Raw genomic sequence first — 259 nt, forward strand, 5'->3', positions numbered from 1 at the left:
TGACGGATCAGATGTTCGAGGCGGCGGCGTTCCGCTTCCCCGTCAACACCCCGCTCACCAAGGAGGCCTACTTCTACCGCGCCATCTTCGACGAGCACTTCCCGCTGGAGTCCGACGCCCGCACCGTGCCCTACGGCAAGTCGGTCGCCTGCTCTACCCCGACCGCATTGGAGTGGGATGCCAAGTTCAAGGAGATGGCCGACCCCTCAGGCCGCGCCGTGATGGACGTGCACCAGCAGAGCTACTGATCCGCAATCGG

1 protein-coding gene is annotated in these 259 nt (G+C 64.9%); it reads left to right on the forward strand.

The window, feature by feature from the left end:
• Positions 1 to 248: hypothetical protein (locus B4920_RS26850; RefSeq protein ID WP_216820088.1), on the forward strand; the 248-nt coding region annotated here is incomplete at its 5' end.
• Between the last annotated feature and the right edge of the window lie 11 nt (positions 249 to 259).

Origin of the sequence: Zoogloea sp. LCSB751, assembly GCF_002028455.1 — a bacterium.
In the GTDB taxonomy this organism is placed as follows: domain Bacteria; phylum Pseudomonadota; class Gammaproteobacteria; order Burkholderiales; family Rhodocyclaceae; genus Zoogloea.